Source organism: Nocardia sp. CC201C, assembly GCF_030010695.1.
Lineage (GTDB): Bacteria > Actinomycetota > Actinomycetes > Mycobacteriales > Mycobacteriaceae > Nocardia > Nocardia otitidiscaviarum.
Genome location: NZ_JASCXP010000275.1, coordinates 1 through 9,875 on the forward strand (window position 1 = coordinate 1; position 9,875 = coordinate 9,875).

The window sequence follows — 9,875 nt, forward strand, 5'->3', positions numbered from 1 at the left end:
GTCACCGAATCATCCACCATCCCATCGCCAGTGGATGGGCACGCGTCGGTCCAACCCCCGCTCGTAACCATGCCGACCATTCTCACCAGAGGGGCGTCGGCGCGCCAGGGATTCGCTGGAATCGGTCACCGCACGTGGTCAGAGAGTTTTCTTGCATCCCAACAGAATTCATGCGTGCGGAGATCGCCGTCGGTCCGACGCACGATGGACGGCGCACTATTGCGTGCGGCGGCCATCAGCCGGATGCGCCGCGCGGGCCAGCGCCGCGGCGATACCGACACCGCCCGCGCCGTCAGCACCCCCGCCGCCACCTGCGGCAGCAGCGGCAGATGCAGCGCCGCGTCATCCGGCGCGACCAACGTCACCCCGGCCTCCCCCGGCCGCAGCGTCCGCTCCAACGTCCGAGCGCACTCCACTCCGGCGAAACCACTCCCGACGATGACGATCCACGCAGGGGTCATGCGCCCAACGTAGCAACGCGCACCCCCGCGCCGGTGGAGGCTGCCGGAGAGCGGCCGACTCGTCGGCGTTCCTCCCGCCCCTGGAAACACGCACCCGCCCGTGCTTCCCCGCGGCGTGGCCAGTGAGCGCGCGCAGGGCCGTTTCAGCGTTGATCTGACAGGTCTCGTCGGCGCTGGAATCGGCGGCATCCGGCGTCGCCCACCGGCCGCGCCAGGTCCCACACCATGGCCGAGGCCGTGAACGCGCTGTCGATTCCCATCTGCTTCCGCAGATCCTCGACGCCGCCGACGATGTCGTGCTCTTCCGGAATCGTCGATCCGGGAGGGGTGCCGTTGCTGAACGCCGCGATCGGCAGTCCTGGCGAGGCCGGTGCGACGCTCGAGCCGATGGCCGTCATCGGATCACAGGGTGTCCTGTACGGGGACAGGGGTGTCGTGCACGACGTCCGCGATCAGGAGGTGCTCGCACTGGTCACCGGCGGCAATGTCGCCCCTGGGCAGCGGGTGTGACCTGGGAGCACCTGCCGACCGCCGTGCCGGACGGCCCTCAGGCCGGTGCGTGACCGGCGGCGAGGTGGCCGAGTTCGGTGACGGTGAGGCCGATGAGGGAGTCGCGGAAGACGCGGCCGTCGCGGGCGGGGACGGGGATTTCGCAGGGGACGACCAGGACCGAGCAGCCCGCGGTTTCGGCGGCCTGGACGCCGGTGGGGGAATCCTCGATGGCCACGCAGTGTTCGGGGGCGACGCCGACCAGTTCGGCGGCGCGCAGGTAGATGTCGGGGGCCGGTTTACCGTGTGGCACCTCGTCGCCGCAGACGGAGATGTGGAAGTGGTGGCGGCCCAGGGTGTCCAGGCCGAATTCGGTGAGCGAGCGTTTGGTGTTGGTGACCAGGGCCATGGGTACCTGCGCGGCGGCGAGGGTGGCCAGGGCGTCCTGGGCACCCGGCCGCCAGGGGATCGCGCCGATGGTGAACAGTTCGGTGACGCGGGCCTCCAGCCAGTGGCCCGCTTCGCCCAGGGCCGCCGGGGTCGGGTCCAGGCCCAGGCCGTTGAACATGATGCGCAGTGCGTTGGGTCCGGACGCGCCGATCAGGGCGTGCCGGATCTGGTCGGTCATCTCGCGGCCGAGTTCGGCCGCGAGTTCCCGCACGGCGATATCCCAGAGTTTCTCCGAATCGAGCAGGGTGCCGTCCATATCCCAGAGCACGGCGGCCGGGCGGGTCATCGGAGCAACTCCTCGGGGTCGGTGGTCAGAGGCCGGAGGCGGTGATGAGCATACGGCCACCGCTGTTGTCGACCTCGATCCAGCGGTTCTCGCTATCGGTGGATCCGTTCTTCAGGACGTAGGTGAGGGCGACGACGGCCCGATTCGCGCCCTGCGGCGTGACGGTACCGACGCGGACCTCGGCGATGGTGCCCCAGAACTGCGCGTAATTGCTGTAGCCGCCGGTGACCGCCTGGTACGACGGTGACAGCATGGACCACGCGCCGCTCACATTCCCCGGCAGCATGCCGTAGTAGTTCCGCACGAACGCACTGACATTGCCCGGATTCGGCGGGGCCGCAGTGGTGGTCGGCGTGGTGGTCACGGTCGTCGTGGTCGGATTCGCACTCGTGGTGGTGGACGGCGGCGCGGTGGTCGTGGTCGGCGCGGCGGTGCGCGACGGCTCCTGGCTGTCGGCCTGGCCGATCACCGCGGGCGAGGTCGGCGCGGCGCTCGAGGTACCGGCGACCGGCGGCGCGACCTGCGACGTTCCGGTGGCGACGGGCGGATTCTCCCCTCCCCCACCGCGGTTCACGGTGGTGGTGATCACCGCGGCGAGCAGCAGCGCCGCGACCACCCCCACTCCGGCCAGCGCGAGCCGCCGACGGTCGCGCCGCGTCCCCTGCGCCGCACCGGAATTCGGCACCACCGGCAGCGGACCGCTCGCCGGGCGCTCGGATGTCCCCGTACCCGTGTGCCGCGCGGGCGTACCCATGTCCACATGCATGGTCGGATCGGTGCTGTTGCCCGTCACGCCGTGCGAATTGGACAGCACCGTGGTCTGCGCCGCCGCATCCGCGGCCGCCGCGGCGGGCAGCACCTTGGTCGGATTCGGATGCGCGTGCGCGGGCACACCGCGCCCCTCGGCCACCGCCTCCAACGCCTCGTGCGCCTGTTTCATGGTCGGCCGCGCGTCGCCTTCGGCCGCCAGCAGTTCCATGAGCACCGGGCCGAGCGGTCCGGCCCGCCGGGCTTCGGGCACCCGGGCCCGCGCCACCGAGTGCAGCACGGCGAGCGGGTTGTCGCCCTCACCGAAGGGCGGCGTGCCCTCCACCGCCGCGTACAGCGTGGAGCCGAGCGCGAATACGTCGGAGGACGGTTCCGGATTCTCACCCCGCGCCACCTCCGGTGAGAGATACGCCGGTGTGCCCGCGAGGAATCCGGTGGAGGTGACGGTCACATCACCCACCGCCCGCGAGATGCCGAAGTCGGTGATCTTCACGGTGCCGTCGTCGGCGACGAGGATATTGGCGGGCTTCACGTCCCGGTGCACGATGCCCGCGTCATGGGCCGCCGCCAGCGCCGCCGCCACCTTGGCCCCGATCCGGGCGACCTGGGTGGGCGGCAGCGGCCCCTTCTCCCGCATGACGGCGGCCAGGCTGGGCGCGTTCACGTACTCCATGACCAGCCACGGCTGGCCGTCCTCCTCGGCCACGTCGAAGACGGTGACGGCGTTGACGTGGTGCAGTCGCGCCGCGATCCGCCCTTCGCGCATGGCCCGCATCCGGGCCTCGATGGCCTGGGAGCGGGACAGCCCCGGGCCCAGCAGCAGTTGCTTGACCGCGACCGTGCGCCGCAGGCGCACATCGGTCGCACGCCACACGACTCCCATCGCACCGGTGCCGATCGGATCCGTGAGCCGATACCGTCCCGCAATCAGCCGGTCTGCCGTCATGTGGTTGTACCCCTCCTGCTGGCGTCACGCCGAGCCCACCCTGCAACTCTGCGCGAATAGCCCGGAAAAATTCCGAAAATTCTACGCGTTGAAGTACTTCGCTTCCGGATGCAGCAGTACGAACGCATCCGTCGACTGCTCCGGATGCAATTGCAACTCCTCCGACAGCGTCACTCCGATGCGGCCCGCTTCCAGCAGGTCCACCAGCTTGGCGCGGTCTTCGAGGTCCGGGCAGGCCCCGTAGCCGAAGGAGTAACGTGCTCCACGGTATCCGAGTTTGAAGTAATCCAGCACATCGGCCGGGTCTTCGTCGGCGACCGAATGTCCTTCCAGCACAAGCTCTTCCCGGATACGGCGATGCCAAAACTCGGCCATCGCCTCGGTGAGCTGCACCCCGATGCCGTGCACCTCCAGATAGTCGCGGTAGTTGTTCTCCGCGAACAGCACGTTCGCGAAATCGGCGATGGGCTGGCCCATGGTGACCAGCTGGAACGGCAGCACGTCCACCTGGCCGCGCTCGCGCGCCAGCTCCCGGGAGCGGATGAAGTCGGCGATGCACAGGAAACGGTCGCGCTGCTGGCGCGGGAAGGTGAACCGATACCGCTGCGGCGCATCGGGGTCCGGTTCGGTGAGCACGATCACATCGTCGTCCTCGGAGACCGCCGGGAAGTAGCCGTAGACGAGCGCCGCGTGCGCGAGCACCCCTTCGGCGGTGAGCCGGTCGAGCCAGTACCGCAGCCGCGGGCGGCCCTCGGTCTCCACCAGCTCCTCGTAGGTGGGGCCGTCTCCGGCGCGCTGGCCGCGCAGCCCCCACTGCCCGAGGAACAGCGCCCGCTCGTCGAGCAGACCCGAATATTCCTGTACCGACAGCCCTTTCACCACGCGGGTGCCCCAGAAGGGCGGCACCGCCACGGGCAGATCGGCGGCCACGTCGGAACGCGCGGGCACCTCGATGGGTGTCTCCTTGGCGCGGCGTTCGGCGGCGATGCGCTTGGAGCGCTCGTGGCGGGCCTTGCGTTCGGCGGCCTTCTCCCGTTCGGCGGTGGCCTCCGGGGAATCCGGATCGGGGCCGCCGCCGCGTTTGCGGGTCATGATCTCGTCCATGAGCCGCAGCCCCTCGAAGGCGTCGCGGGCGTAGTGCACATCGCCCTCGTAGACCTCGGTGAGATCGTTCTCCACGTAGGCGCGCGTCAGGGCCGCACCGCCGAGGAGCACCGGGAACTGCTCGGCCACCCCCTTGGCGTTGAGTTCCTCCAGGTTCTCCTTCATGATCACCGTGGATTTGACCAGCAGCCCGGACATGCCGATCACATCGGCCTTCTTGTCCACGGCGGCGTCGAGAATGGTGGCGATCGGCTGCTTGATGCCGAGGTTGACCACCTCGTAGCCGTTGTTGGACAGGATGATGTCGACCAGGTTCTTGCCGATGTCGTGCACGTCGCCCTTGACGGTGGCCAGCACGATGCGCCCCTTGCCGGAGTCGTCGGTGGCCTCCATATGCGGTTCCAGGTGCGCCACGGCGGCCTTCATCACCTCCGCGGACTGCAGCACGAACGGCAGCTGCATCTGGCCCGAACCGAACAGCTCGCCGACGGTCTTCATCCCCGCCAGCAGCGTCTCGTTGATGATTCGCAGCGGCGGCACTTCGCGCATGGCAGCGTCGAGATCGGCCTCCATACCGGCCTTCTCACCGTCGACGATGCGGCGTTCGAGGCGTTCGAACAACGGCAGCGCGGCCAGTTCCTCCGCGCGCGAAGCCTTGGAGGAGGCCGCCGAGACGCCCTCGAACAGCGCCATCAGTTTCTGCAGCGGGTCGTAGTCCTCGCCGCGGCGGTCGTAGACCAGATCCAGCGCGGTCTGGCGCTGCTCCTCGGGAATCCGGCTCATGGGCAGGATCTTGGAGGCGTGCACGATGGCCGAATCCAGTCCGGCTTCGACGCACTCGTGCATGAACACCGAGTTCAGCACCTGCCGGGCGGCGGCGTTGAGACCGAAGGAGATATTCGACAGGCCCAGGGTGGTCTGCACATTCGGGTGGCGGCGCTTGAGTTCGCGGATGGCCTCGATGGTTTCGATGCCGTCGCGCCGCGACTCCTCCTGACCGGTGCCGAGGGTGAAGGTCAGGGTGTCGATGATGATGTCGGATTCGGCCAGTCCCCAGTTGCCGGTGATATCGGCGATGAGGCGTTCGGCGATCTCGACCTTCTTCTCGGCGGTGCGGGCCTGCCCCTCCTCGTCGATGGTCAGCGCCACCACGGCCGCGCCGTGTTCGGCGACCAGGCGCATGGTCTGCTGGAACCGCGAGTCGGGTCCGTCGCCGTCCTCGTAGTTGACCGAGTTGACCGCGCAGCGCCCGCCGAGGTGTTCCAAACCCGCCTGCAGCACCGGGGTTTCGGTGGAGTCGAGCATGATCGGCAGGGTGGACGCGGTGGCCAGGCGGCTGGCCAGCTCCCGCATGTCCTTGGTGCCGTCGCGGCCCACGTAGTCCACGCACAGGTCGAGCATGTGCGCTCCGTCGCGGGTCTGGTCCTTGGCGATGTCCAGGCACTTCTGCCAGTCCTCGGCGAGCATGGCCTCGCGGAACGCCTTGGAGCCGTTGGCGTTCGTGCGCTCGCCGATCATGAGGATGGAGGCGTCCTGCTCGAACGGCACCGAGGTGTAGATCGACGACACGCTCGGTTCATGCTCGGGCTTCCGGTGCGCGGGCGTGAGTTCGCGCACCGCCTCGGCCACCTGGCGGATGTGCTCCGGGGTGGTGCCGCAGCAGCCGCCGACCAGCGCCAGTCCGAATTCGGAGACGAACTGCCGCATGGCCACGGCCAGTTCCTCCGGCGTCAGCGGGTACACCGCGCCGTTCGCGCCCAGTACCGGCAGGCCCGCGTTCGGCATGACCGAGACCGGCAGGTTGGCGTGCTTGGACAGATGCCGCAGATGTTCGCTCATCTCGTCCGGGCCGGTGGCGCAGTTCAGGCCGATCATGTCGACGCCGAGCGGTTCGATGGCGGTGAGGGCCGCGCCGATCTCGGAACCGACCAGCATGGTGCCGGTGGTCTCCATGGTGACGTGGGTGATGATCGGGATGCGGCGACCCGACCGCGCCATGGCGTGCTGGCTGCCCACGATGGCGGCCTTCACCTGGAGCAGGTCCTGGCAGGTCTCCACCAGGATGGCGTCCGCGCCGCCGTCGAGCATGCCGAGGGCGGCCTCGGTGTAGGCGTCGCGCAGCGAGGCGTAGGGCGCGTGCCCGAGCGTGGGCAGCTTGGTGCCCGGCCCCATCGACCCCAGCACGTAGCGGGGCGTGCCGTCGGCGGAGGGCCCCATCTCGTCGGCGACCTCGCGCGCCAGGCGGGTGCCGCGCTCGGACAGGTCGCGGATGCGATCGGCGATGTCGTAGTCGGCCAGGTTGGGCAGATTGCAGCCGAAGGTGTTGGTCTCGACCGCGTCCGCACCGGCCTCGAAGTACGCGCGGTGAATGTGTCGCAGCACGTCGGGGCGGGTTTCGTTGAGGATTTCGTTACATCCCTCGAGTCCCCGGAAGTCGTCCAGGGTCAAATCCGCCGCCTGCAACATGGTGCCCATCGCACCGTCGCCGATCACGACACGCTTGCGGAGCGTGTCGAGTAGGGTGGTGTCGAACTCGGCGCGGGGGGACACAGACATGTACTCAAGAGTAGTGGTCTGTCCCGACAATCCGGGCCCCGGTGCCGCCGGTCCACGCTATGGGACGCGGCGTGTCCGCGCGCCTCGCCGCCGACACGTTCGCCACGTCACACCGTGGGCGGCGTCGGCGTGTCCCGGAGGTGCGCGTCGTTGGCGCGTCATCCCGGCCGACACCGTAGGCTGACCGGGTGAACGCCAGTGAACCCCCGGTGCCTGCCGAGACGGACCTCCCCACCCTGCGGGATCCGGTCCTCGTCGCGGCCTTCGAAGGCTGGAACGATGCCGCCGATGCCGCCAGTGGAGCGGTGGAACACCTCGAACTCATCTGGGACTCGCAACCGCTGGCCGAACTCGACTCCGAGGATTATTACGACTACCAGGTGAACCGCCCGACCGTCCGCCAGGTCGACGGTGTCACCCGTGAGATCCAGTGGCCGTCCGCCATGCTGTCGGTGTGCTCGCCGCCCGGTAGCGAACGCGATGTGGTGCTACTGCGCGGTGTCGAACCGAATATGCGGTGGCGCAGTTTCTGTGACGACATCCTCGAGTTCGTCGAACAGCTCGGGGTGTCGACGGTGGTGATCCTCGGCGCGCTGCTGGCCGATACCCCGCATACGCGGCCGGTTCCCGTCACCGGGACGGCGTACAGCAAGGAGGCCGCGGAGCGGTTCAATCTGGAGCAGACCCGCTACGAGGGACCGACCGGTATTACGGGCGTCCTGCAGGACGCCTGCGTCAAGGCCGGAGTCCCGGCGGTGTCGTTCTGGGCCGCCGTTCCGCACTATGTCTCGCAGCCGCCCAATCCGAAGGCCGTGATCGCCCTGCTGCACCGCGTCGAGGATGTGCTCGATGTGGAGGTGCCGCTCAGCGGTCTGCCCAAGCAGGCCGAGGAGTGGGAGGAAACCGTCAACGAGATGACCTCGAGCGATGAGGAGATCACCGAGTACGTACGCTCGCTCGAGGAGCGCGGCGACGCGGACGTCGATCTCAACGACGCCATGGCCAAGATCGACGGGGATGCCATCGCCGCGGAATTCGAGAAGTACCTGCGCCGACGGGGGCGGGGCAGCTTCGGGCTGTAGCGGGGGCGAAGTTAGGGCACCATTACACTGGACCGAATGACCTCGCCACGGATCGCCGCGCATCTGCACGGATTCGGTGACCGTATCGCGGCGGTCCAGCATGGTCACGAAGTCCGATATGCCCAATTAGCCGGATCAGTCACCGAATTCGCGGAACGCCTCGGTGCGGGACGTCGGCTCGTCGCCCTGGCGGTGCGCAACGACATCGGCTCGCTGGTGGCCTACCTCGGCGCCCTCGAGGCCGGGTGCGCGGTGCTGCTCACCGAGACGGTGACCGCGCAACTGATCGACAGCTACGACCCCGACGTGGTCATCACGGCCACCGCCGACGGCTCGACACCCGACCCGGTCGTCCGGCGCGACGGTTCGGCGCACACCCTGCACCCGGAGTTGGCGGTGCTGCTGAGCACCTCCGGCTCGACCGGCTCACCGAAGCTGGTACGGCTGTCCTACACCAATGTGCTGTCGAACGCGGCGGCCATCGCCGAATACCTGGAGATCGAGCCGACCGACCGCGCCGCGACGACGCTGCCGCTGTTCTACTGCTACGGACTGTCGGTGGCGCACAGCTATCTGCTGCGCGGCGCGAGCCTGCTGCTGACCAGCCGGTCGGTGGTGGAGCCCGAGTTCTGGGACGAGTTCGCCGCGCAGCGCGCCACCTCCTTCGCGGCCGTGCCCTACACCATCGACCTGCTCGACCGCATCGGATTCGAGCGCATGTCGCTGCCGCACCTGCGCTACCTCACCCAGGCGGGTGGACGGCTCGCACCCGAACGCGTCGCCGCCTACGCCCGGCTGGGCGCGCGCCGCGGCTTCCGCTTCTATGTCATGTACGGGCAGACCGAGGCCACCGCCCGCATGGCCTATCTGCCGCCCGATCTGGCGGCCACCCACCCCGACTGCATCGGCATCCCCGTCCCCGGCGGCTCCTTCACCCTGGAGCCGGTCGACGAGGGCGGCCACGAGCTGGTCTACCACGGCCCCAATGTGATGCTCGGCTACGCGGAATCACCGGCCGACCTCGCCCTCGGCCCCACCCACCCCGCCCTGCGCACCGGCGACCTGGCCTGCCGCACCGAGAACGGCCTGTACCGGGTGATCGGCCGCCGCAGCCGCTTCGCCAAGATCTACGGCCTGCGCATCGACCTGCAACGCGTCGAATCCGGGCTCGCCGCCGCGGGTTTCACCGCCTGCTGCACCGAGGACGGCGAAGCACTGGTGGTAGCGGTCGAGTCGGCGACGCCTGCGGACGCGGACAGCGACGGCACGGAACCGACAGGAGCGGCACCGGCGACCGCGCGGCGGACGGAATCGGGAGTCACGACCGAGCATCGGAACGGCGCGGGCATCGCGATGCGGCGGCCGACCGGCGCGGACGGCGCGGACACGACTCCGGCGAGTGTGAATGTCGTGGACCCGACGCCACCGGGCGTCGACACCGCGAACACGGCGCTCGCCGACCTGAAGGACGCGGACACGACGGCGCCGAGCGTCGACCATGCGGACGCCGCACCGGCGGGCTCGAGGGTCGCGGGCACGCCAGCGAGCGTCGACGTCGTGGACGAAAAGCCGGCGGGGCACCGCTTGGGCTATTCGGCGTCCGGTAGCGCCGCACCCGGCCCGGCCGCGCGCGCCGCCATTCCCGTGCGGCGCACCACGTCCATCACCACTCTGCTGAGAGGTACCGCGCGAGGGGCGTATCCGCTCGGAACGCAGCCCCGCGCGCGCGGAAG

8 protein-coding genes are annotated in these 9,875 nt (G+C 69.4%); 3 read left to right on the forward strand and 5 right to left on the reverse strand.

What is annotated here, in order from left to right; all coding sequences use genetic code 11:
- Positions 1–125 precede the first annotated feature (125 nt).
- Positions 126–461: an FAD-dependent oxidoreductase gene (locus tag QK444_RS24730; protein WP_282784160.1), complete on the reverse strand. Its 336-nt coding sequence runs from the start codon at positions 459–461 to the stop codon at positions 126–128.
- A gap of 143 nt (positions 462–604) precedes the next feature.
- A complete protein-coding gene (locus tag QK444_RS24735; RefSeq protein ID WP_282784162.1) occupies positions 605–859 on the reverse strand; it encodes a hypothetical protein in 255 nt (84 codons plus the stop codon).
- On the opposite strand from QK444_RS24735, the gene QK444_RS24740 reads away from it, so the two are divergent.
- On the forward strand, positions 849–971 hold the full coding sequence (locus QK444_RS24740) for a hypothetical protein (RefSeq protein ID WP_282784164.1): 123 nt from the start codon (positions 849–851) through the stop codon (positions 969–971). The two genes, QK444_RS24735 and QK444_RS24740, sit on opposite strands and share 11 nt — an antisense overlap.
- A 37-nt stretch (positions 972–1,008) precedes the next feature.
- Here the strand turns inward: QK444_RS24740 and QK444_RS24745 are convergent, their stop codons facing one another.
- The 3 genes from QK444_RS24745 to metH form a co-directional block, all read right to left on the reverse strand.
- On the reverse strand, positions 1,009–1,686 hold the full coding sequence (locus tag QK444_RS24745; protein WP_282784167.1) for an HAD family phosphatase: 678 nt from the start codon (positions 1,684–1,686) through the stop codon (positions 1,009–1,011).
- A gap of 25 nt (positions 1,687–1,711) precedes the next feature.
- A complete protein-coding gene (locus QK444_RS24750) occupies positions 1,712–3,400 on the reverse strand; it encodes a serine/threonine-protein kinase (RefSeq protein ID WP_282784169.1) in 1,689 nt (562 codons plus the stop codon).
- Positions 3,401–3,481: 81 nt separating this feature from the next.
- A complete protein-coding gene (metH, locus tag QK444_RS24755; RefSeq protein ID WP_282784171.1) occupies positions 3,482–7,060 on the reverse strand; it encodes a methionine synthase in 3,579 nt (1,192 codons plus the stop codon).
- Positions 7,061–7,248: 188 nt separating this feature from the next.
- Between metH and QK444_RS24760 the strand changes: the two genes are divergently transcribed.
- Positions 7,249–8,142 (forward strand): PAC2 family protein, encoded by an 894-nt coding sequence (locus tag QK444_RS24760; RefSeq protein WP_282784173.1) that lies wholly within the window; start codon positions 7,249–7,251, stop codon positions 8,140–8,142.
- Positions 8,143–8,178: 36 nt separating this feature from the next.
- On the forward strand, positions 8,179–9,875 hold a 1,697-nt coding region (locus QK444_RS24765; protein ID WP_282784175.1), incomplete at its 3' end, for an AMP-binding protein.